We start from the raw sequence: 20,765 nt of genomic DNA on the forward strand, positions 1-20,765 counted from the left end.
AACGCAGTGAAGCCCAACATCGCCGTTGGGCTTCGCAAGCTCAGCACCAACCTACGCGGGTCTCCGGCTCAGAGGAATATCCCGCCCGAAACCTCCACCCGCTGGCCGTTGATCCAGCGGCTGCCGTCCGACAGCAGGGCGGCGATGGCGCCGCCGATGTCGTCCGGCAGGCCGACGCGGCCGAGGGCGGTGCCGGCGGCGATCTGGGCGTTCATGGTGGTGTCGTCACGTACCACGCCGCCGCCGAAATCCGTCTCGATGGCGCCCGGCGCCAATACGTTCACCCCGATTCCGCGCGGGCCGAGTTCCTTGGCCTGGTAGCGGCTCAGCACTTCGATGGCGCCTTTCATGGCCGCATAGGCGGAGAAGCCGGGCAGGGAGAAACGCGTCAGCCCGGTGGAGATATTGAGGATGCGTCCGCCATCGGCGATCAGCGGCAGCAGGGTCTGGGTAAGGAAGAACGGCCCCTTGAGGTGGATCTTCATCAACTGGTCGAACTGCTCTTCGCTGGTCTCGGCGAATGGCACGTTGATGCCGATGCCGGCGTTGTTGATCAGGTAATCGAAGTCCGGTCTGCCGAAGGTGTCGTTGAGCACCGACGCCACCTGATGGGCGAAGGCGGTGAAGCTGGCGCTGTCGCCGACATCCAGCTGCAGCATGACGGCGCGCCCGCCATGTTTCCCGATTTCCGCGGCCACCGCCCTGGCCTCGTCGGCCTGGCTGCGGTAGGTGCCGATGATGTCGACGCCCTGGGCGGCGAGATGCAGGGCGGCGTTCTTGCCGAGGCCACGGCTGGCGCCGGTGATGAGGGCGATCTTGCTGTTCATGCGTGGGCTCCTCGTAGCGGTGGGAAGGCGTGGAAGTTGAGCTTAGCAGCCGCGCCGGAGCAGGATTGCGCCGACAACGGTTAGAATCCCGCTGCCATTCGCCTGCTTCGGGAGCCTTTCTTGCAATTTTCTCCAGCCATACCGGCGCGTTCCGCAACGGGCCAAATCCGATGACCCAGGCACTGTCCTCTCTTTCGCCGCTGGCGGTCTACCGGCATGCCGTCGATGCCCTGGGATTCGCCGCCGACCCAGCGCAGTTGCAGGCCGCCACGCTGCTGGAGGAGTGCCAGCAGGCGCTGCATGACGGGCTGCGTCCCCAGGGTGTCTATCTATGGGGGCCGGTCGGACGCGGCAAGACCTGGCTGATGGACCGTTTCCACCAGAGCCTGCGGGTGCCTTCGCGGCGCCAGCACTTCCACCATTTCATGCAATGGGTTCATCGCCGCCTGTTCCAGCTCACCGGCACCGCCGAGCCGCTGCGCGCGTTGGCCCGCGAACTGGCAACGGAACTGCGGGTGCTGTGCTTCGACGAACTGTTCGTCAGCGATATCGGCGACGCCATGCTGCTCGGCGGGCTGCTGCAGGCGATGTTCGACGAGGGCGTGGTGATGGTCGCCACCTCCAACCAGCCGCCGCAGCAGCTCTACGCCGATGGCTTCAACCGCCAGCGCTTCCTGCCGGCGATTGAAGCCATCGAGCGGCACATGCAGGTGGTTTCCGTCGACGGAGGGCAGGATCACCGTCTGCATCCCGGCTCCGCACTGCAGCGCTACTGGGTTCGCCAGCCGGGCGCGCCAAGCGTATTGCCGGAGCTGTTCGCCGAGTTGTCCGGTGGTGCGGAAACCGGCGAGCCGCTGCCCCTGGAGCATCGCAGCATCGTGGTGGTCAGGCGTGGCGAGGCGGCGGTCTGGTGCCGTTACGCCGATCTCTGCGAGCAGCCGCTGGCGGCACTGGACTTCATCGAGCTATGCGACCGCTTCAGCGCTATCCTGCTGGGCGACGTACCGAGTCTCGGCGCCGCCCAGCGCGAAGGACGGATCGCCCGGGGCACCGAGGATGGCGTGGAGCGCGTGGAGGCGGGCGACCGCGAGCTGCCGCAGCTTTCGCCCAACGACGATGGCGTGCGCCGCTTCATCGCCCTGGTCGACGAGTGCTACGACCGCAAGGTGCCCCTCTATATAGAAGCTGCTGTGCCGCTGGAGCAGCTCTACACCCAGGGCTATCTGGATTTCCCGTTCCGCCGCACCCTCAGCCGTCTGCGCGAAATGCAGCTGCGGCGCTTCGGCAACTGATACCGACATCCGGCGGTCCCCCCGCCGGGCAGCGGTATAGAATGCCGCGCTTCGCATCACTGAAGCCGAGCCATGAACCCGCAAGCCATCGCCGTCCTGCAAGAGCAACTCAGCGCCGCCCTGAGCGACCCGCCCGACGAGGTGCGCCGCCTGTTCCATGGGCGCGGCCGGCGCTGGCCGGGGCTGGAGCAGATCACCGTCGACTGGCTGCAAGGCATCGTGCTGGTATCGCTGTTCCGCGAACCGGAGGAGGGCGAACTGGCGGCACTGAAGGAAATGCTCGCGGCGCTCACCGACTCGGCGACCTGGCGGGATAGCGGAGCCCAACGGCTGTTACTGCAGCACCGCTATCTGCTGGAGAGCACCACCGAGTTCCTTTTCGGCGGGGAGATCGACGAGTGCGTCGTCAGCGAGGACGGCCTGCGCTTCAAGCTGGACCTGGGCCGCAAGCAGAACAGCGGCCTGTTCCTCGACATGCGCTACGGCCGCCAGTGGGTGCGGGAACAGGCGCAGGGCAGGCGGGTGCTGAACCTGTTCGCCTACACCTGCGGCTTTTCCGTCGCCGCCATCGCCGGCGGCGCCGAGCATGTGGTCAACCTGGACATGGCCAAGGCCGCTCTCACGCGCGGGCGGGAGAACCACCGGCTCAACGGCCATGAGATGGAACGTGTCAGCTTCCTCGGCCACGAGCTGTTCAAGTCCTGGGGCAAGGTGAAGCGATCCGGGCCCTACGACATGGTCATCATCGACCCGCCGTCCTTCCAGAAGGGCAGCTTCGCGCTGACCCGCGACTACCGGAAAATCCTCCGCAAGCTGCCGGAGCTGCTGAGCGAGCAGGGCATCGTGCTGGCCTGCGTGAACGACCCGGCCATCGGCCCGGACTTCCTGATCGAGGCCATGGCCGAGGAAGTACCGAGCCTGAAATTCCAGCAGCGACTGGAAAATCCCCCGGAGTTCGCCGATATCGATCCCGATAGCGGGTTGAAGGCCCTGGTGTTCACCCTGTAGCGGAGCGAACCACCGCTTCGCTTTGGCTTCTAAGCTGAATCGAACACTCCTTCGTGAGGCAGCCATGAGCATTCCGCAACGACTGGCGCTGATCATGCTGGCGACGCTGCTGTATCTCGCCCTGGCCATCCTCGGCTGGGGCGGAGTCGCCGCGTTTTTCTCCCACCCGGCCCTCGTCGCCCTGACGCTGGTGCTCTTCGCGATTTCCGGGCTTGCCGTGTTCGCTGGCGGCAGCATGAGTTCCGGCGAGCGCGAGGACCGCGCCAATCGCTGGGTGCTCCCCGTGTTCGGCGTGCTCGGGCTGCTCAGCGCGTGGCTGCCGGCGTACACCGACCGCATCGACTTCTGGACCCTGGATGGCGACGCCATGCGCTGGTTCGGTGTCGTGCTTTTCGGCGGTGGCTGCGTCCTGCGCTTGTGGCCGGTGTTCGTCCTCGGCGACCGCTTCAGCGGATTGGTCGCCATTCAGCCCGGCCACCGGCTGGTCACCAGCGGCGTGTACAGCCGGATTCGCCATCCCAGTTATCTCGGTTTGCTGATCGGCAGCTTCGGCTGGGTATTGGCGTTCCGCTCCGGGGTTGGGGTGTTGCTCACGCTGCTGCTTATTCCGCCGCTGCTGGCGCGTATCCGCTCGGAGGAGGCGCTGTTGCGCTCGCAGTTCGGTGCCGAGTACGAGGCCTATTGCGCGCGCACGGCACGGTTGCTGCCGGGCATCTACTGACCCGCTTTTGTAGGAGCCAGCTTGCTGGCGACCAACCGTGCCCACCGGCGATGTCTTAGCCGGACTGAAACCTCGGATCGCCAGCAAGAACTAGGCGTCCCCCTGGCTCCTACAGGGGATTGTGTGGTTGCCAGGTGCGAGGAATCCTGCGAAAACAGCGCCCGGCGAGAATCCACGGCCACTGGATAACGAGAGAAAACGATGAGCGACGAACTGCGGATAGAAGACATCCAACTGGGCGACGGCAAGGAAGCGGTCAAGGGCGCCCTGATCACCACCAACTACGACGGCTACCTGGAGGACGGCACCAAGTTCGACTCGTCCTACGACCGCGGCAAGCCGTTCCAGTGCGTGATCGGCACCGGCCGGGTGATCAAGGGTTGGGATATCGGCCTCATGGGCATGAAGGTCGGCGGCAAGCGCAAGCTCTTCGTGCCGGCGCATCTGGGCTATGGCGAGCGGCAGGTCGGTGCGCACATCAAGCCGAACTCCAACCTGATCTTCGAGATCGAGCTGCTGGAAGTGCTGACCCGCGACGACTGACGCGGCTCGGCGCCCCGGTGCCGGACCCCATCCTGGCAGCGGTTGCGCTGGCGGGTTGCACCCGCCCTACACGCTGCTGGCGGTCAGATCGCGCATGCGCTCGACCGCTTCGTCACGGCTGCTCACGCCGAGCTTGCCGTAGATGTTGCTCAGGTGCCATTTCACCGTCTCGGGGGAAAGCCCCAGCGCGCGGGCTATCTTCTTGTTCGGCAGCGCCTGGGCCAGCAGGTGGAGGATTTCCAGCTCGCGTTCGCTGAGCAGCTCCATGCCCGGCAGCACCGCCGAACCGTCCGCTGCCTCGGCGGGAGCGATCATGGTTGGCGTGCATTGGGCCAGCAGCCGCTCGGCATAGAAGGCCAGCAGCGGATCGAGTTTCTCCCCATGGGCGACCTGGCGAATCAGTTCCAGCGCATCCGGGTGGATATCCAGCAGCGTGCGCATCAGGCCAAGCTGTTGCCCGCGGCGCAGGGCGGTCAGCACCTTCTCCCGGGCCGCATCGTGATTTCCACGGTGGGAGTCGATCACCGCCGCCAGCATCTGCAGACGTGTCGCGCCGAGCAGCCGCTCGCGCGCTTCGCAGACGGCGATCAGCGGCTCCAGCGCCGTTGCCGCCTGCTCCAGATTGCCCAGCGCCACGTGCCAGCGAATGCGCGCCCCTGTGGTCAGGAAGCGGATTTCGTCCAGTGCGCTGTGAGCGACGTCCCTGTGCCGTGCGGCGATGGCGTCGAGGCGCTGCAGGTGGTTTTCGGCAGCGCTCAACTCGCCCAGTTGCAGGTTCCAGTGGATTCGCCGCACCAGGCTGTAGGTCAGCAGCCGGTCCAGGTTCAGCTTGGTGGCGTATTCCTCCAGGCGGTCCAGGTAGGCGAAGGCTTCCTGCTGGTTGCCGGTCAGCCACTGCGCGCCGGCCAGCACCACCAGCACGCGCAGCACCGAATCGGGGATGGAAAGCCGTTCGAGCAGATCGACCTGCCCGGCGAGCAACTGGATCGCCGCGTCGATCTCGTTGAGCTCGTAGAGCACTTCGCCGAGCAGCGCCGATGCCAGGCACCGGGCATCCACGCCGGACTTGCCGCAGCGCTCGGCCTCGTGCAGCACTTCGCGGTAGACCCGTTCGGCCTGGGTCATCCGGCCTTCCATGGCCAGGCTGAGCCCGGCCAGGCAGCGCCCCTGGAGGATGCCGGAGGCGGTGCCGAGCAGCGGCTTGCCATCCACCAGCAGCGCCGGCCGCTCGCTCTGTATTCGCCGCGCCTGCCGGTACTCGCCGCGATGCAGGTAGAGCCAGGTGAGGATGTTGCTGCACGAGCCGCGGCTTACCGGATCGGTGCCCACCGGCGGATCGAGCAGCATTGGCAGCACGGCCAGCGCGGCATCGGAGTCGTCGCGCTGCAGGGCGAGCATGGCCTGTTGCACCGCCAGCCTGAAGCGTCCCGGGCGGTCGCTCTCGGGAATGCTGTGCTGCAAGCGTTGCAGGCTTTCGGTGGTGGCGCCGAAGTCGCGGGCGAACAGTTGCATGCGTGCCCTGACGATACCCAGCGTCACCCGCGAGTCGACTTCTTCCGCCGGCAACTGGCGGACCAGGCGGATCAGCTTGCGCTGGTCTCCCGTGGCGTACAGCGGGTCGGCCAGCGACTCGACCAGCGCCGCGGCCTCCGGGGCGGCGCCACCGAGCACCGCATGGCGGACGGCTTCTTCCAGATGCTCATGCTCGCGGAGCCACGCCCAGGCGCGGGCGTGCACCGCCCGCTGCCGTTCTGCGCCGAGCAGGTCGAAATGCTTGAGCAGCGTCTCGCGCAGCAGCGGGTGCAGGCGGTACCAGGTTTCCCGGCCGCTGCCTTCGAGGGGGATCAGGAACAGGTTGTCGCTTTCCATCCGCGCCAGCAGCGCCATGGCGTCGCCGGCCGCGTCGGGGTTGCCGGTCAGCGCGGCGCACAGGCTGGCGCAGAAACGGTTGCACACCGCCATGTGCAGCAGCAGTTCCAGGTCGGTCGATGACAGCTGCCCGAGCACTTCCGTCTCGAAGAACTCGATGAATGCCTGGACGTCGCGAATCTGCACCGGCTTGCCCGGGCCCCGACGGCTTTTCTTGTGGCTGACGCAGAGCAGTTGCAGCCCGGCCGCCCAGCCATCGGTCAGCTCGTGCATGCGGCGGGCGTCGCCGGCGGAAATCTCGCCCAGGCGGCTCCTGAGGAACTGCTCCGTTTCCTCCGGGGTGAAGCGCAGGTCGAGCACGCCCAGCTCCAGCGCCAGCCCCTGGCTGCGCAGGCGCGCCAGCGACAGCGGCGGCGTACCGCGCGAGGCGATGACCAGGTGCAGGTTGTCCGGCGCGTAGTCGATCAGCCATTGCAACGCCTGGTGGATGCCGACATCGCTGAGGTGGTGCAGGTCGTCCAGCACCAGCATCACCTCGCGTGGATGGGTGGCGATGCCGCGCACCAGGGTGACCATGCTGCGTTCCACCGCTTCGCTGTCGCGGCCTTCCAGCAGGGCGGCCTGGCGGCTGATCGCCGGGTCGATCCCGGCCAGCCCGGCGAACAGGTATTCGAGGAACTGCAGCAGCTCGTTGTCCTCGGCGGACAGGGTGAGCCAGGCGAAATCGTAGCCAAGCGGCAGCAGTTGCTGGCGCCAGGCCGACAGCGTGGTGGTCTTGCCGCAGCCGGCGGGGCCGCTGAGCACGATGCAGCGCAGGCGCCGGGCCTTCAGCAGGCGTTCGTGCAGGTCGCGCGCGACGATGCCGCCGGCGGTGCGCGGCGGCGTCCGTCGTTCGTTCGCGAGGACAGGTGAAGTGGAAGTCCAGTGGCTGTTCTGTTTGCTCATTCGAATGGGGCCCGGAGAAAACTGGCGTTCGAGTGTATCGCGGCGTCGGGCTGCCAACGCTGGGTACTGTTTTGCCTTGCCGGGGCGGGTAGTGCGCCACCCGGCGTGGGTGGCCTTTCACAAAAGGTGCATTGGTCTACTGGATATCGATTCCGTCCCGCCGGGCCACACGTGCGCCACACGGTTCCGGCAGTCGATAACAAGAGAGGATTCACCATGTATCTGACCCAGGGGCTGCACCGCATGCAGCAGCTGCAGCCCGACGCACTGGCCACCGTGTTTCGCGGTCGTCGCCGCACCTATGGCGAACTGGTCGAGCGCGTCTCGCGCCTGGCTGGCGCCCTGCAGCAGCTGGGCATGCGCACCGGCGACCGCGTCGGCCTGCTCGGCCTGAACTCCGACCGCTTCTACGAATACCTGCTGGCGACCTGGTGGGGCGGCGGGGTGATCAATCCGGTGAACATCCGCTGGAGCGTGCCGGAGATCGTCTATTCGCTGGACGACTGCGACACCCGCATCCTGCTGATCGACGATCACTTCCTGCGCATGGCCGAGGGCATTCGCGCCAGCGCCAGGTTCCCGCCCCTGCTGATCCACATCGGCGACGGCCCGGCGCCTGAGGGCATGCTCTCCTACGAGCGGCTGATCGAGGAAGCCGAACCGGTGGAAGACGCCTTCCGCGGCGGCAACGACCTGGCCAGCATCATGTATACCGGCGGCACTACCGGCTGGCCCAAGGGCGTGATGCAGTCGCACATGAACCTGTGGTCGTCGGCCGTGGGACGGATGGCCGAGCATCCGGTGCCGGCCGACCGGGTATGCCTGCATATCGCGCCGATGTTCCATGGCGCCGCCATGTCTGCGGTCATCGCCCAGGGGCTGCTCGGCCAGCCGCACGTCTTCGTCCCGGCGTTCGATCCGCTCGACGTGCTGCAGACCATCCAGCGCGAGCGGGTGACCGAAACCCTGCTGGTGCCGACCATGCTGCAGGCGCTGATCATGCATCCGGAGTTCGCCAGCCACGACCTGGGCAGCCTGCAGCGCCTGACCTACGGTGCCTCGCCGATTTCCCCGGCGCTGCTTGAGCAGGCGCTGGCGCAGTTGCCGGGCGTGGAGTTCGTCCACGGCTACGGCATGACCGAAGTGGCGCCGCCGATCTCGGCCAACGGCCCGGAAAACCACGGTCCGGAAGGCATCGCCAATGGCCGCGTGCGCTCCGTCGGGCGTCCGGCGCTGGCGGTCACGCTGCGCATCGTCGACGAGAACGACAACGACGTGCCACGCGGCACCGTCGGCGAAATCATCGTGCGCGGGCCGAACGTCATGCAGGGCTACTGGAACAAGCCGGAGGAAACCGCCCAGGCCCTGCGCGGCGGCTGGATGCATACCGGCGACGGCGCCTACATGGACGAGGATGGCTACCTCTACATCGTCGACCGCATCAAGGACATGATCGTCACCGGCGGCGAGAACGTGTACTCCGCCGAGGTCGAGAGCGCACTGGCCCGCCATCCGGCGGTGCTGAGCAGCGCGGTGATCGGCATTCCCCATGACCGCTGGGGCGAGGCGGTGCATGCCGTGGTGGTCCTCAGACCCGGCGTCGAGGCGAGCGACGAGCAGCTGATCGAGCACTGCCGCCAGCACATCGCCGGCTACAAGTGCCCGAAGAGCATCGAGTTCCGCGACGGCATGCCGCTGTCCGGCGCCGGCAAGATCCTCAAGCGCGACCTGCGCGCCCCTTACTGGAAAGACAAGGCCCGGGCGGTCAACTGACGACCCGTACCTGAGAAATCGATACGTCCCGGGCCGTCGTGTCGGCGGTCCGGCAACCCTTTCTGGAGGAGCTTCCCCCATGTTCAACCATCAATCTTCCTGGATCACCGATGACCTGGTGATCTTCCAGGAGTCCGTGCGCCGCTTCATCGCCGAAGAGCTGGTGCCCAACGACGAGCGCTGGGCCAAGCAGCAATACATCGACCGCGAAGCCTGGAACCGCGCAGGCGAGGCCGGCATGCTGCTGCTGAGCATCCCCGAGGAGTACGGCGGTGGCGGCGGCAACTTCGCCCACGACGCCATCATGGCGCTGGAACAGTCCCGCGCGATCAGCACCGCGCTGGGCACCGGCGTACACAGCGGCATCGTCGCCCACTACATCCTCGCCTACGCCAGCGAAGAGCAGAAAATGCGCTGGCTGCCGAAGATGGCCACCGGCGAGTTCGTCGGCGCCATCGCCATGTCCGAGCCGAGCGTCGGCTCCGACCTGCAGAACATCAAGACCAAGGCCATCCGTGACGGCGACGAGTACGTCATCAACGGCTCGAAGACCTTCATCACCAACGGCTACCACGCCGACGTCATCCTGCTGGTGTGCAAGACCGACCCGACCCAGGGCGCCCGTGGCACCTCGATCGTCGTGGTCGAGACCAGGGACCTGCCGGGCTTCCGCCGTGGCCGCATCCTCGAGAAGATCGGCAGCAAGGGCCAGGACACCGTCGAGCTGTTCTTCGACGACGTCCGTGTGCCGGTGGCCAACCTGCTTGGCCCGGAGGAGGGCAAAGGCTTCTTCCAGCTCATGCAGCAACTGCCGCAGGAACGCATGATCATCGCCCTCGGCGGCCTCGGCACCATGGAGCGCGCCCTGGCGGACACCGCCGAGTACGTGCGCAACCGCAAGCTGTTCGGCAAGGCCTCGCTGGAGCTGCAGAACACCCGCTTCAAGCTGGCCGAAGTGAAGACCACGGTGACCATCGCCCAGGCTTTCATCGACGACTGCATGGTCAAGGTGCTCAAGCGCGAACTGAGCGGCGAAGTGGCGGCCATGGCCAAGTGGTGGTGCACGCACAATGCCGGGCTGATCGTGGACGAGTGCCTGCAACTGCACGGCGGCTACGGCTACATGGTCGAATACCCGATCGCCCGCCAGTACGTGAACACCCGGGTGAGCCGGATCTTCGGTGGCTCCAACGAAATCATGAAGGAAATCATCGCGCGGACCCTCTGATGGGGAGGCGATGCACGCCGGGAGCGGTTTGGACTGCTCCCGGCGTTTTTTGTGGTGCTTCCCTGGCGTTCCACATCCGTAGGGCGGGTGCAACCCGCCATGATGCTTCCGGATTGGCGGGTTGCACCCGCCCTACCTGCTGTCTTGCCGCCGATATCGGAGGGTTGTTTTTGTAGGAGCCAGCTTCAGGCCGGTTCCTGACAGACATCCACCCAATCCGCCTCGACGAGCTCCGCCAGGCGTTCTGGGTCGATCCGTACCGCGCTGTGCAGCGCGCCGGCAGCCGGCAGCACTTCCTCGAAGGCGCGCAGCGAAACGTCGCAATAGATCGGCAGCGGCGTGGCCAGGCCGAATGGGCAGACGCCGCCGACCGGGTGGCCGGTCAGCTCGGCCACTTCCTCGGCCGCCAGCATCTTCGCCTTGCCGCCGAGCGCTTCCTTGAGCTTGCGGTTGTCCAGCCGCGCATCGCCGCGCGCCACCACCAGCACGGTGCGTTCGCCGACGCGCAGGGACAGCGTCTTGGCGATCCGCCCGGGCTCCACGCCGTGGGCCTCGGCGGCCAGGGCGACGGTGGCGGTGCTGGTGTCCAGTTCGATGATGTCGATGTCGGGCGCCTTCGCGGCGAAGAAGGCACGAACCGATTCCAGGCTCATGGGAGCAGTCCTTTGGCATTGGTGAACTGCGGAATTTAGATAGACGGGGAAAGCCTTGTCCAGCCTGGCCTGCATGCCGGTTCCCCGGCCCGGGCGTCTGTCGCCCGCAGGATCTTCGCCTATCCTCCCTGGTTTCACGGGAAATCGTGGCTGGGCGACGGCCGATGAATGGCTGCGGAAAGCCGTCGCGTTTGTCGAATCGTCATGTGCCGGTTCGACTATTCGGCAGAGTCGGGAAGCTACCCGCTCTCCCACGCCACCGACAGGAGGAGCAAGTCATGCGCTTCATGGTGATAGTCAAGGCCACCGCCGATTCCGAGGCGGGCGTGATGCCCGACGAGAAACTTCTCGCGGCAATGGGGGCCTACAACGAGGAACTGGCGAAAGCCGGCGTGATGCAGGCCGGCGAGGGCCTGCAGCCCAGTTCGAAAGGCGCGCGGGTGAAGTTTTCCGGAAACCGGCGCGAGGTGGTCGACGGTCCGTTCGCCGAAACCAAGGAGTTGATTGCCGGATTCTGGATTTTCGAGACCGCTTCGCTGCAGGAAACCATCGACTGGGTCAAACGCTGCCCCAATCCGTTCGAAGGCGAGTCGGAAATCGAAATCCGCCAGATCTTCGAAGCGGACGATTTCGGCGAAGAGTTCACCCCGGAACTGCGCGAGCAGGAAGAACGCATCCGCCAGCAGATCGCCGACAAATCCTGAAATGACGAGGTACGTGCCATGTACATGAATGCCTATCTGACTTTCGATGGCCGCTGCGAGGAGGCTTTCCGCCTCTATGCGCAGGTGCTGGGCGGCGAGCTGCCGCTGATGATGCGTTTCAGTGACGGGCCGGGTTGCGAGGAGATTCCGGAAGCGGAGCGGCAGCGCATCATGCACGCGCGCCTGCAGGTCGGTGACCAGGTGCTGATGGGCTCCGACACCTGCCAGGGGATGCCCTACGAGGGCGTCAAGGGTTGCTCGATTTCGGTGAACGTCGACAGCAAGGCCGACGCCCGGCGGGTCTTCGACGGCCTGGCGGAGGGCGGCAAGGTGGTGATGCCGCTGGAGAAGACCTTCTGGGCGGCGGCGTTCGGAGCGCTGGAGGATCGTTTCGGCGTGCCGTGGATGATCAACTGCGAGCACGACCGTTGACAGGAGTAGGGCGGGTGAAACCCGCCATGGCGCGTCTGTCTGGCGGGTTGCACCCGCCCTACGGATGTGCGCCGCATCGCTGGCGACAATAAAAAAACCGGCCATCTGGCCGGTTTTTTCGTGGAGCGCGCAGGTATCAGCGGTATTCGCAGAGGTATGCGGTGTCCTGGGCGACCTTCAGCTGGAACTTGCTGTTGGCCGGAACTGTGAAGTTGCTGCCGGCGGCGAAGGTTTCCCAGTTTTCGCTGCCCGGCAGCTTGACGGTCAGGGCGCCGGCGATGACGTGCATCACTTCCAGCTGGCTGGTGCCGAACTCGTACTCGCCGGCGGCCATCACGCCGATGGTGGCTGGGCCCGCGGCCATGTCGAAAGCGATGGATTTGACGGTGCCGTCGAAGTACTCGTTGACCTTGAACATGGGCTTCTCCTGCAAGAGGGGGGAATAAGAAGGGCCGCCAGTATGCCCAAGGGCGCGGGCATCGTCACTAGAGCGGGACGCTCATTCGCAGGCGGGCAGCGCCAGTGGCAGCAGGCGGGCGGTGTTGCGGGCGTCTTCCAGCGCGCGATGCTGCTGGCCCTGGAAGCGCAGGCCGGCCAGTTGCAGGGCGGTGTTCAGGCCGACCGGGCGTTTCAGCTGGCGGGCTTCGGCGAAGCGTTGCTTGAGATTGATGTGGCGTAGCCGGCAGAGCTGGCTGGAGAGGTTCTGCCGGCTCCATTCCTGCTCCAGCTGGCGGCGGTCGTAGTCGCCCCAGCTGGCCCAGCCGGCAAGGCGCGGGCTGTGCTGCGCCAGCCAATGCTCGAACTGCGCCCACACCTCGTGCAGGGGCGCGGCGTTGTCGACGTGGCTCTGGCTGATATGCGTGAGTTCGCGGCAGAAGGTGGTCAGCACGGGGCGGCGACGCGGCCGCACGAAGCGCTGGAAGTGATCCAGCTCGCGGCCATCGGTTTCGGCGACCAGGGTCGCGCCGATCTCGATGATCTCCATTTCCTCGACCGGCCAGCCGCCTTCCTCGGTGGTCGCTTCCAGATCGATTACCAGCCAGTGGGGCATAGGCGCTGTCCTCGGTTTGCCAAGCAGTATGGAAGGGCTTTCCGGGCTCGGCAAACCGCTGTGCTAGGCTCTGCGGCTGGTTCGAACAGGAGTGATCGACATGGCGAAAGTCGCTTTCATCGGCCTTGGCGCAATGGGCTACCCGATGGCCGGCCATCTGCAGGGCAAGGGCCACCAGGTGTGCGTCTACAACCGCACCGCCGCGCGGGCCGCGCAGTGGGTGGCGCAGCACGGCGACAGCTCGGCGCCGACGCCACGGGAAGCGGCGCAGGGGGCGGAGTTCGTGATGTGTTGCGTGGGCAACGACGATGACCTGCGCAGCGTGGTGCTCGGCGAACATGGCGTGCTCGCGGGGATGCGGCCGGGCAGCCTGCTGATCGACCACACCACCGCTTCGGCACAGGTCGCCCGCGAGCTGGCGGTGCTGGCCGCCGAACGCGAACTGGGCTTTCTCGATGCACCGGTTTCCGGCGGCCAGGCCGGCGCCGAGGGTGGAATCCTCACGGTGATGGTTGGCGGCGAGCAGGAGTTCTTCCAGCGCGCCGAGCCGGTGATCGCCGCCTATGCACGGATGGTGCGCCTGATGGGCCACGTCGGCAGCGGGCAGTTGACCAAGATGGTCAACCAGATCTGCGTCGGCGGACTGCTGCAGGGACTGGCCGAGGCGCTGCACTTCGGCCAGTGCGCCGGTCTGGATGTGATGGCGGCTATGGAGGTCATCGGCAAGGGCGCGGCGCAGTCCTGGCAACTGGAGAATCGTCACCAGAGCATGCTGGAAGGGCGCTTCGACTTCGGCTTCGCGGTGGACTGGATGCGCAAGGACTTCGCCATCCTGCTCGACGAAGCCCGCCGCAACGGCGCGCAACTGCCGGTGACCGCACTGGTCGACCAGTTCTACGCCGACGTGCAGGCAGCCGGAGGAGGGCGCTGGGACACCTCCAGCCTGATCACCCGCCTGAAATCCTCGACGTAGGTTGGCGCTGAGCGCAGCGAAGCCCAACATCTGTCGGGCGCTGCACCGTTGGGCTTCGCAAGCTCAGCGCCAACCTACGGGAGGCCGCATCCATCGTCGCGGGATCATGGGTATCGCTGCGCTCAACCCATCCTGCGGGGGCTGGCGAGTGACCAGACGCTGTTCGGCGGACCGAAGCGTGCGCGCCGCCAAGCCGCGCGGCCTGCCAGTCCGAACGATACGGCCAGGCCCGCCAGCATCAGGTCGATCACGGCGACGCCCCAGAGTTGCTCGCGAATCGTGACCAGCAGGTTTTCCCGGGTCAGCATGGCGTTGAGGATCGGCAGGACGGCATAGACAACCGCACAACCGGACAGCAGCTCCACTCCCGCCCGGCTCGGCGGCCGCGCCAGCGACCACATCAGCGCGCCGAAGAAGCCGATGAAGTACATGTTTGCTTCCAGCGGTTGCTGCGTGACGACGCCGGCCACCAGCAGCCGGTTGCCGAGCAGTGCGAAACCGATGCCCAGGCAGCAACCCAGGCATACCCCCAGCGTGACCTGGGCCATGACCCAGCCGCTTCCGGGTTGCGCGGGTTGCCGATGCCGGCGCCGGCTTTCGATCCACAGCAGGTTCCCCGAGAAGAACAGGAAAGCGCCCGCGAGCCCGAGCAGGAAATAGAGGGCACGCATGAGTTCCCCGCCGAATTCGCCGACGTGCAGGGACAGGTAGCTGTTCTCCAGAACCAGTCCGGTACTGCGCTCGCCCGGCGCGTCGACTTTCAGAATCTCCCCGGTGATGGGCGAAACGATGACCCAGCCCTGCGCGATCAGCTCCGTGCGCAAATGCCCCGTGACCTTCGCGCTGGCCTTTTCCGTGCCATAGGCCGTGTAGGAAATACCGGTTGGCTGAAAGCCATCCACACGTGCAGACGCAATGGCGATCAGCCGGCTGGCCGGCAGCATCGCCACGACCGTGCCGGGCGCCTTGTCAGCGCCGGAACCTCCGAATTTGCTCTCGCCGAAACGCCCCTCGGCCAGGTAGGCCTTCGATGGCGCGGGTGTCGGTGTCAGTGTCTGCATCAACCCCGGCATCACCAGGAACGCGGAAAACAGGAAGCCGGTGAAGGCGAACATCAGGTGGAACGGCAACGACAGCACGCCAACCACATTGTGGGCATCGAGCCAGAGTCTTTTCAGGTTCCTGCCGACGCGCAGGGCGTAAAGGTCTGCCAGCAGATGCGGCAGATGGATCAGGACTCCCGTTACCAGGGCGAGGAAATACACCAGGCTGACCACGCCCATCAGGAGGAATCCCGCAGTAAACGGCAGCCCCAGGGTGAAATGGATCTGGTTGATGAAATGACGGATTTCGGAATGGGTCTGGCGCGGTACGACTTCGAATTGTTCGTCAAGGACGCGCGTTTGCTGGGGACGCGAGCGGTCGTTGCCTTCGAAGTAGCTGGCCGAGGGCTTTTCGCCATCGCCGAGGGAGATCGAGAAATTTCCGCCGCTGGCGCGCTCGGTCGCCACCACGGAAACCAGTCGATCCAGCTGCGCCAGCGTCCCGCTCGACTGCCGCAGCTCGGGATTGGCCCATTGGTGCAGCGCCTCCGCATACATGGTGATCGCGCCGGCGTAGAAGGCGATGAACAGCGCCATGCCGGTGGCGATGCCGATCCAGCTGTGCACGGACGTAAAGCGCTTGATGGTTTGCGGCGAGAACATTCGCGACTTCGCCATCGTCAGCCTCCACTGGAATGCCGGGCAAGGAAAAGAACACCGCCGGCAATGGCCAGCGCGCCGCCCAGGCCAATCCAGCAACTGAGCGACTTAGCGCGCTTCAGCCCCCAGATCATGACCGCGCACCAGACCGGCACCAGCAGAAACACGGCGACCACGAAGCGGGTATAGGGAAGACCCGGGCCGTACTCGGCGTACAGCGCGCACAAGGCCAGCGTCAGGGGCGTGCCGAGGAATGTGCTGGCGACTGCCTGGGAGCGATAGGACACCTACAGCTTCCTCCGCGCCAGAAGGTAGGGCAGGGCAACGCTGACCAGCATCCATACCGCGAGCGCCAGCAGACCGCCCACCAGTCCGCCCCATGCCACCGTCCACGCGGCGGTTCCGGCGAACAGGAACGCCGCGCCAAGCACCAGAAACGGTGCGGGTCGGAACGGCCTGCGCAGCAGTCGCTGGTGTGCGGATGTCAGGTACAGGAACAGGGCGCCGAGGGAAACCAGCAGGAACCCTGCGCCGGAAAAGAGGGCGTCATCAGTCATCGACTATCCCGCCAGGAAGAATCATTTGCCGTGGAAAGCAGGAAACCCGGCGAATGCCGGGCTTCCTCTCGTCAGGATCAGAAGTTCAGGTCGAGCGTCGCACCGACCACCCGCTCGCGACCGACCACGGCCGTCTGGACGGCGGAATCCTTGTTGCGGAAGAGGAAATACTCTTCGTCGGTGGCGTTGTCGGCCCACAGCGTCAGGCGCCACTGCTCGGCGGCATAGCCGGTGCGCAGGTTGAGGACGGTGTAGACCGGCATGCGGTCCTCTTCCTCGCCTGTCAGCACAGTGGTCGAGGTGGTGGTGCCGGTGTACTTGAGGTCGCCACCGACGAACCAGCCGCTGGAATGCCGGTAGTCCGCGCCGAGCGCCGCAGTCCACTCGGGGGCCCCGGGGAAGGGCTCGCCTGCCAGGTCCAGGGTCTGGCCTGCCTGCACGAAGTTGAACTCGTCGAACTCGGTCTTGGCCATGCCCAGCGAGGCGAAGGTATCCAGCCCTTCCAGCGGCTGCATGCCGACTTCGATCTCGAAGCCGGTGACGTGCGACTTGCCGGCGTTGACCACCACATCGCTCTGGACGTTGCCCGGGTCCTGCAGCAGGTTGATCTGCTGGTCGTCCCAGTCCAGGTAGAACAGGTTGGCGTTCAGGCGCAGGCGGTCCTCGAACCACAGCGAGCGATAGGACAGCTCGTAGTTCCAGGCGTACTCGGGGTCGAAGTCGTAGACTTCCTGCGTCACGGTGTTGGTCGCGGTGCCGCCGGCGCGGTAGGCGCGCTGCACGGTGAAGCCGACATTCTGGCTGGCGTCGATCTGGTACTGCACACCGAGCTTGGGCAGCCATGCGTCGTAGCTGGTGTCGCCATCGCTGGCGGTGTCGCTGTCGAAGACCGGGAAATCGCCGAACAGCAACTGCTGGGCGCCCGCGCTCTTGAAATCCTGCTTCTCGTAGTCATAGCGAAGGCCGCCGATCAGGGTCCAGCGCTCGTCCAGGTGCCAGTTCATCTCGCCGAACAAGGCGTAGTTGTCCACCTTGGTCTTGTTGCGATCCTGGGTCTCCAGGGTCAGCCCGGGGAATCCGACGAACTCTCCGGGAATTACCCGCTCGGCATGACCCTTGTCCTCGCCGGTATTGATGTAAAGCCCCGCCACCGCTGCGTACTGCGGGTTATCCCAGTTCAGGCGCAGTTCCTGGGCGGTCTGCTCCTCGTCGAATTCACCCTGCCAGACCAGGTCGACCGAAGGGCGGCTGGTCTCGGTCTTCACGTGGGTGGTGAGCGAGGTCAGGGTCAGGCCTTCGCTCAGCGGCTGGACGATTTCCAGCGCGGTGTTGTAGCTGGTGCTGCTGCGCTCCTCGGTCAGCGTCGGCGAGAGTTGCGGCGAAGGCACGTTGCCCCAGACGCGATCGAAGTAGTCCACTCCCGCAGAGGGGCCGTCGACAGTGTTGCCCGCGGGCGAGTCGTAGCTCTTCGAGTGGCTGAGCAGGATGCGGGTATCGCCGGCACCGTACGGTTCGAACAGCAACTTGCCGCGCACCTGCCAGTAATCGTCCTCGGCGCGCTCGTCGCCGCGTGGCGCATTTTCGAAGTATGGATAGTCGATGCCGCCGTCGGCATGGCTGCGTTCTGCCGCCAGGCGGAAGGCCAGCTTGTCCTCCACCAGCGGGCCCGAGACCATCGTGGCATAGCCGCGGGTGTCCAGTTCGCCGGTGGTGCCGCGGGCGGCGCCTTCCCAGAAGTAGGTCGGGTCCTTGGTGTCGATGCGGATCGAACCGGCCAGGGCGTTGCGCCCGCTGACCGTCGACTGCGGGCCGCGTAGTACTTCCACCTGCTCCACGTCCCACATCCCGAGCGCGCCGCGCCGGGCGCCCTGCAGGGTTTGCGCCACGCCATCGACGTAGAGGGTGGCCAGCGGACGGCCCTGCGGCCCGCCGATACCCTCGGAGTTGATACCGCGGATGATGTAGCCGGAGTCGACGGAGGCAGCGTCGCTGACGTTGGCCATCATGCGAAAGGTGTCGGGCAGGCTCTGCAGGTGGGCCTGTTCGATCCGCTTGTCGTCGACCACGGCCACGCTGGAAGTGGTCTGCTGCAGGTCCCGCTCGATCTTCTCGCCACGCACGACCATGGGCGTCAGCGCGAGATCGTCATCGCTCGCTGTCGGGTTCGTCTCCAGGGTGACGGTGCGTTCGCCGGTGAAGCGGGAACTCAGGCCGGTGCCTTCGAGCAGGGTGCGCAGGGCCTGCTGCCGATCCATCCGGCCGCTGACCGCCTGCGAGCGCCGGCCCTGGCTCAGCTCCGCGTCGTACAGGACCTGTACGCCACTGGCGATGCCGTATGCGGTCAGCGCGTCGTCCAGTTCCTGGGCCGGGATGTTGTAGTGGACCAGGTCATTGCGTTCGGTGCTGGCTTCCGCGGCCTGGGCGATCGTGGTGTCGACCAGCATCGTCGAGCAGGCGAGCAGGATCGAGGCCGCCAGACGGCTCCTCAGTGGCAGTGGATTCGGCATGTGTTCTCCCCGGATGGTCATCGAAAAGGTGCAGATGAAAAGCATTCCTGTTCGATAGACGCTTCCCGAAAGGCCGACCCGCAATGCGAAGCGAAAAATTATTTGGCGCTGTACGATCGGAGGACGTTTTTGTAGGAGCCAGCTTGCTGGCGATCCGTCGTTACGCCCAACACCGACGCTGTCGGTAAATATCATTGATCGCCAGCAAGCTGGCTCCTACAAAGTGCGCGATCCCGCCGTAGGAGCAACTGTCTTCGTATTGTCGCGAGGCTACCCCCTCACCCTAACCCTCTCCCTCAAGGGCGAGGGGACTGTCCTGAGTGGCCGGCTGGCACGGCATATCGCCTGACGCAGTTGTGCCCCCTCTCCCTCCGGGAGAGGGATGGGGTGAGGGAATCGCAACGCCGATGATTCCGTAGGAGCGGGCCATGCCCGCGATTCGCGCCCATGGGGCGCTCCTGCAGATGCGAAGCGCATTGGTTTTTCTAGCGCAACACGACCCAGTTGCCGGGAAGGTAGGTCGCCGTCAGCCCGAGGCTGCTGCGGATATGCTCCAGCGCCTCGTCGGTGCGTTGCAGATGGAAGACGCCGCTGACCGGTCGCCGGGCGGCGGCGTCGCTGGCGAGGATGATGCGGCCACGGCGGTAGCGGTTCAGTTCCTCCACCAGTTCCGACAGCGGACGCTGCTTGAAGACCAGCAGGTCCTTGCGCCAGGCCAGGGCTTCGGCGCTGTCGACCGGCTGGGGCGCGCTGCTGTCGGCCTCGCCATAGCGCATCTGCTGGCCAGCTTCCAGGCGATGCGGCTGCTGGTTGGGCTGACGCACGGCGACCACGCCCTCGCTGCAGACGACTCGCACCGAGGAAGCCTGGTGGCGCACCTCGAATACGGTCCCAAGGGCGGTGACGCTGCCATCGTCGGCCTCGACCACGAAGGGGCGGGAAGTGTCGTGCTGCACATGGAACACCGCGGCACCGCCTTTCAGCACGATGTGTCGGCGCTCGGTGCTGTAGTCGACGTCCAGGCGGGTGCGGGCATCCAGTTCGACCCGGCTGCCGTCTTCGAGGACTACCTCGCGCCGTTCGGCCGTGCCCGTGCGGTAGTCCGAGGCCACGAGGCGGCCGCCGATGTCCTGATCCAGTTGCAGCCAGCCGAGGCCGAGGAACAGCACGGCGCAGGCGGCCAGCCCGGAGCGCAGATAGCGACGGCGGGGGGCACGCACGGCGGTTTCCATGGGAAGACGGCCCAGTTGCTTCCACAGTCGGGCGGCCTCCTGGTAGGCCCGGGCGTGTTCCGGGCTGAGGTCGCACCACTCGCGCAGGGCGCGGGCGTCCTCGACCGTGGCCTGGCCGGAGGTGAGGAGTACCACCCAGGCATTGGCTTGCCGGGTCAGCTCGTTCGGGGCTGGATCAGTGTGGGATGTCATGGGCGAATACTGTATCTCAGCGTTCCTGCCCGGTCTCGCCGCTCAGTTGCTGCAAGCGGAGGGCGCAGTAGTCCAGGGCGCGCCGAACCTCCAGTTCGACTGTCCGCAGGCTGACGCCGAAGCGCTGGGCCAGGGCCTTGTGCGGCAGCCCTTCGAGCCGCGCGGCGACGAACAGTTCGCGGCGGCGTTGCGGCAGCTCGTCGAGTATCTCCACCAGGCGCTGCAGTTGTTGCTGATCGGAGGCGACCTGCTCTGCGTTGGGTGCTTCGTCGGGCACCTCCAGCAGCATCTCGATCTCCATCGGGTCCAGCAGGCGGCGGGCGTTTGCACGGGCGTCGTCGATGGCCAGGTTCGCCGTCATCCGCCGCAGGTAGGCCAACGGGTTGTCGACCGGCTCGCCGGATTGCAGCCGGTGCAACTTGAGCCAGGCTTCCTGCAGGACATCGTCGGCGGTGGCCCGGCAGCCGATGCGCCCCGTCAGGTAGCGGACGAGGTTGCGGCGCTCGGCGATGAACACGGCCAGTAGGGAGGGGAATTGCTGCGACATCGCCCGAA

At 66.1% G+C, this 20,765-nt stretch carries 20 protein-coding genes; 9 read left to right on the forward strand and 11 right to left on the reverse strand.

All coding sequences use genetic code 11. From position 1 onward, the window contains the following. Window positions 1-68 precede the first annotated feature (68 nt). Window positions 69-827, reverse strand: a complete 759-nt coding sequence (locus JFY56_RS22910; protein ID WP_208316563.1) for an SDR family NAD(P)-dependent oxidoreductase — start codon at window positions 825-827, stop codon at window positions 69-71. A gap of 170 nt (window positions 828-997) precedes the next feature. Here JFY56_RS22910 and zapE point away from each other — a divergent pair, with 170 nt between their 5' ends. The 4 genes from zapE (at window position 998) to JFY56_RS22930 (ending at window position 4,391) form a co-directional block, all read left to right on the forward strand. Continuing rightward, entirely contained in the window at window positions 998-2,119 is a 1,122-nt protein-coding gene (gene zapE, locus JFY56_RS22915) for a cell division protein ZapE (protein ID WP_208316564.1), read from the forward strand. 72 nt (window positions 2,120-2,191) lie between these two features. Beyond that, complete coding sequence (locus JFY56_RS22920; RefSeq protein ID WP_208316566.1) at window positions 2,192-3,127, forward strand: class I SAM-dependent methyltransferase; 936 nt, start codon at window positions 2,192-2,194, stop codon at window positions 3,125-3,127. Between the two features lie 64 nt (window positions 3,128-3,191). Then, the gene (locus JFY56_RS22925; protein WP_208316568.1) at window positions 3,192-3,848 is read left to right on the forward strand and encodes a methyltransferase family protein; all 657 of its coding nucleotides are present in this window, start codon (window positions 3,192-3,194) and stop codon (window positions 3,846-3,848) included. Between the two features lie 201 nt (window positions 3,849-4,049). Next, window positions 4,050-4,391 carry an FKBP-type peptidyl-prolyl cis-trans isomerase gene (locus JFY56_RS22930; protein WP_208316570.1) on the forward strand — a complete coding sequence of 114 codons (342 nt, stop codon included), beginning with the start codon at window positions 4,050-4,052 and terminating at the stop codon, window positions 4,389-4,391. 66 nt (window positions 4,392-4,457) lie between these two features. On the opposite strand, the gene JFY56_RS22935 is transcribed toward JFY56_RS22930, so the two are convergent. Next, on the reverse strand, window positions 4,458-7,205 hold the full coding sequence (locus JFY56_RS22935; RefSeq protein WP_208316572.1) for a LuxR C-terminal-related transcriptional regulator: 2,748 nt from the start codon (window positions 7,203-7,205) through the stop codon (window positions 4,458-4,460). A gap of 216 nt (window positions 7,206-7,421) precedes the next feature. On the opposite strand from JFY56_RS22935, the gene JFY56_RS22940 reads away from it, so the two are divergent. After that, window positions 7,422-8,978: an acyl-CoA synthetase gene (locus JFY56_RS22940; protein ID WP_208316574.1), complete on the forward strand. Its 1,557-nt coding sequence runs from the start codon at window positions 7,422-7,424 to the stop codon at window positions 8,976-8,978. Window positions 8,979-9,057: 79 nt separating this feature from the next. Next, on the forward strand, window positions 9,058-10,206 hold the full coding sequence (locus tag JFY56_RS22945) for an acyl-CoA dehydrogenase family protein (protein ID WP_208316575.1): 1,149 nt from the start codon (window positions 9,058-9,060) through the stop codon (window positions 10,204-10,206). A 185-nt stretch (window positions 10,207-10,391) separates the two neighbouring features. On the opposite strand, the gene JFY56_RS22950 is transcribed toward JFY56_RS22945, so the two are convergent. Then, complete coding sequence (locus tag JFY56_RS22950; RefSeq protein WP_208316577.1) at window positions 10,392-10,859, reverse strand: YbaK/EbsC family protein; 468 nt, start codon at window positions 10,857-10,859, stop codon at window positions 10,392-10,394. Window positions 10,860-11,137: 278 nt separating this feature from the next. Here JFY56_RS22950 and JFY56_RS22955 point away from each other — a divergent pair, with 278 nt between their 5' ends. Then, a complete protein-coding gene (locus JFY56_RS22955; RefSeq protein WP_208316579.1) occupies window positions 11,138-11,563 on the forward strand; it encodes a YciI family protein in 426 nt (141 codons plus the stop codon). Between the two features lie 18 nt (window positions 11,564-11,581). Beyond that, entirely contained in the window at window positions 11,582-11,995 is a 414-nt protein-coding gene (locus JFY56_RS22960; RefSeq protein ID WP_208316581.1) for a VOC family protein, read from the forward strand. Between the two features lie 136 nt (window positions 11,996-12,131). Here the strand turns inward: JFY56_RS22960 and ppnP are convergent, their stop codons facing one another. Then, entirely contained in the window at window positions 12,132-12,413 is a 282-nt protein-coding gene (gene ppnP, locus JFY56_RS22965) for a pyrimidine/purine nucleoside phosphorylase (protein WP_208316582.1), read from the reverse strand. A gap of 81 nt (window positions 12,414-12,494) precedes the next feature. Further along, a complete protein-coding gene (locus JFY56_RS22970; RefSeq protein ID WP_208316584.1) occupies window positions 12,495-13,046 on the reverse strand; it encodes an exonuclease domain-containing protein in 552 nt (183 codons plus the stop codon). Between the two features lie 100 nt (window positions 13,047-13,146). Here JFY56_RS22970 and JFY56_RS22975 point away from each other — a divergent pair, with 100 nt between their 5' ends. Continuing rightward, window positions 13,147-14,019 (forward strand): NAD(P)-dependent oxidoreductase, encoded by an 873-nt coding sequence (locus JFY56_RS22975; RefSeq protein WP_208316586.1) that lies wholly within the window; start codon window positions 13,147-13,149, stop codon window positions 14,017-14,019. Between the two features lie 122 nt (window positions 14,020-14,141). On the opposite strand, the gene JFY56_RS22980 is transcribed toward JFY56_RS22975, so the two are convergent. From JFY56_RS22980 to JFY56_RS23005, 6 genes are all read right to left on the reverse strand, one after another. After that, window positions 14,142-15,740 (reverse strand): PepSY-associated TM helix domain-containing protein, encoded by a 1,599-nt coding sequence (locus JFY56_RS22980; protein ID WP_208316588.1) that lies wholly within the window; start codon window positions 15,738-15,740, stop codon window positions 14,142-14,144. A 2-nt stretch (window positions 15,741-15,742) separates the two neighbouring features. After that, window positions 15,743-16,009, reverse strand: a complete 267-nt coding sequence (locus tag JFY56_RS22985; RefSeq protein ID WP_208316590.1) for a hypothetical protein — start codon at window positions 16,007-16,009, stop codon at window positions 15,743-15,745. Next, on the reverse strand, window positions 16,010-16,279 hold the full coding sequence (locus tag JFY56_RS22990; RefSeq protein WP_208316592.1) for a hypothetical protein: 270 nt from the start codon (window positions 16,277-16,279) through the stop codon (window positions 16,010-16,012). Between the two features lie 77 nt (window positions 16,280-16,356). Next, complete coding sequence (locus JFY56_RS22995) at window positions 16,357-18,786, reverse strand: TonB-dependent receptor domain-containing protein (RefSeq protein WP_208316594.1); 2,430 nt, start codon at window positions 18,784-18,786, stop codon at window positions 16,357-16,359. Window positions 18,787-19,271: 485 nt separating this feature from the next. After that, complete coding sequence (locus tag JFY56_RS23000; protein WP_208316595.1) at window positions 19,272-20,210, reverse strand: FecR family protein; 939 nt, start codon at window positions 20,208-20,210, stop codon at window positions 19,272-19,274. Between the two features lie 16 nt (window positions 20,211-20,226). Continuing rightward, on the reverse strand, window positions 20,227-20,757 hold the full coding sequence (locus tag JFY56_RS23005; protein ID WP_208316596.1) for an RNA polymerase sigma factor: 531 nt from the start codon (window positions 20,755-20,757) through the stop codon (window positions 20,227-20,229). Window positions 20,758-20,765 lie beyond the last annotated feature (8 nt).

The organism is Pseudomonas schmalbachii (assembly GCF_017589465.1).
In the GTDB taxonomy this organism is placed as follows: Bacteria; Pseudomonadota; Gammaproteobacteria; order Pseudomonadales; family Pseudomonadaceae; genus Pseudomonas; species Pseudomonas schmalbachii.

What these genes read in the sequence shown, in the direction of transcription:
- JFY56_RS22955 (WP_208316579.1), top strand. Translation starts at nt 11,138, where the DNA reads ATGCGCTTCATGGTGATAGTCAAGGCCACCGCCGATTCCGAGGCGGGC.
- JFY56_RS22930 (WP_208316570.1), top strand. Translation starts at nt 4,050, where the DNA reads ATGAGCGACGAACTGCGGATAGAAGACATCCAACTGGGCGACGGCAAG.
- JFY56_RS22935 (WP_208316572.1), bottom strand. Translation starts at nt 7,205, where the DNA reads ATGAGCAAACAGAACAGCCACTGGACTTCCACTTCACCTGTCCTCGCG.
- JFY56_RS22910 (WP_208316563.1), bottom strand. Translation starts at nt 827, where the DNA reads ATGAACAGCAAGATCGCCCTCATCACCGGCGCCAGCCGTGGCCTCGGC.
- JFY56_RS22940 (WP_208316574.1), top strand. Translation starts at nt 7,422, where the DNA reads ATGTATCTGACCCAGGGGCTGCACCGCATGCAGCAGCTGCAGCCCGAC.
- JFY56_RS22925 (WP_208316568.1), top strand. Translation starts at nt 3,192, where the DNA reads ATGAGCATTCCGCAACGACTGGCGCTGATCATGCTGGCGACGCTGCTG.
- JFY56_RS22950 (WP_208316577.1), bottom strand. Translation starts at nt 10,859, where the DNA reads ATGAGCCTGGAATCGGTTCGTGCCTTCTTCGCCGCGAAGGCGCCCGAC.
- zapE (WP_208316564.1), top strand. Translation starts at nt 998, where the DNA reads ATGACCCAGGCACTGTCCTCTCTTTCGCCGCTGGCGGTCTACCGGCAT.
- JFY56_RS22980 (WP_208316588.1), bottom strand. Translation starts at nt 15,740, where the DNA reads ATGGCGAAGTCGCGAATGTTCTCGCCGCAAACCATCAAGCGCTTTACG.
- JFY56_RS22920 (WP_208316566.1), top strand. Translation starts at nt 2,192, where the DNA reads ATGAACCCGCAAGCCATCGCCGTCCTGCAAGAGCAACTCAGCGCCGCC.
- JFY56_RS22990 (WP_208316592.1), bottom strand. Translation starts at nt 16,279, where the DNA reads ATGACTGATGACGCCCTCTTTTCCGGCGCAGGGTTCCTGCTGGTTTCC.
- JFY56_RS22970 (WP_208316584.1), bottom strand. Translation starts at nt 13,046, where the DNA reads ATGCCCCACTGGCTGGTAATCGATCTGGAAGCGACCACCGAGGAAGGC.
- JFY56_RS23000 (WP_208316595.1), bottom strand. Translation starts at nt 20,210, where the DNA reads ATGACATCCCACACTGATCCAGCCCCGAACGAGCTGACCCGGCAAGCC.
- JFY56_RS23005 (WP_208316596.1), bottom strand. Translation starts at nt 20,757, where the DNA reads ATGTCGCAGCAATTCCCCTCCCTACTGGCCGTGTTCATCGCCGAGCGC.
- JFY56_RS22945 (WP_208316575.1), top strand. Translation starts at nt 9,058, where the DNA reads ATGTTCAACCATCAATCTTCCTGGATCACCGATGACCTGGTGATCTTC.
- JFY56_RS22995 (WP_208316594.1), bottom strand. Translation starts at nt 18,786, where the DNA reads ATGCCGAATCCACTGCCACTGAGGAGCCGTCTGGCGGCCTCGATCCTG.
- JFY56_RS22960 (WP_208316581.1), top strand. Translation starts at nt 11,582, where the DNA reads ATGTACATGAATGCCTATCTGACTTTCGATGGCCGCTGCGAGGAGGCT.
- JFY56_RS22975 (WP_208316586.1), top strand. Translation starts at nt 13,147, where the DNA reads ATGGCGAAAGTCGCTTTCATCGGCCTTGGCGCAATGGGCTACCCGATG.
- ppnP (WP_208316582.1), bottom strand. Translation starts at nt 12,413, where the DNA reads ATGTTCAAGGTCAACGAGTACTTCGACGGCACCGTCAAATCCATCGCT.